General features: G+C 65.2%; 1 protein-coding gene. It reads left to right on the plus strand.

What is annotated here, in order from left to right; translation table 11 throughout:
- The coding region (gene flgN / locus NCR39_RS14460) for a flagellar export chaperone FlgN (protein ID WP_250452795.1) at positions 1–244 on the plus strand (244 nt) is incomplete at both ends.

The raw sequence follows: 244 nt of genomic DNA on the forward strand, positions 1-244 counted from the left end.
CCGCTGTTCTGGCCTTCGAATCCCTCCTCGAGGTCGAGGAAAAAGCGCTGATCGCCGCGCAGCCGCTTCCGGCGCTGCCGACGATCATCGAGAACAAGACCGCGCTCACCGAACGCATCTCCGCTCTCGAAAAGGCGCGCGACGAACAATTGAACGCGCTCGGTTTTCCCGGCGGCTTCGTCGGCATGGAAGCGGCCGCTGCGGGCGACAGCAAGATCGCCGAGCAATGGGCGCTGCTCACCGC

Source organism: Caballeronia sp. ATUFL_M2_KS44 (genome assembly GCF_023630965.1).
Taxonomy (GTDB): Bacteria; Pseudomonadota; Gammaproteobacteria; order Burkholderiales; family Burkholderiaceae; genus Caballeronia; species Caballeronia concitans.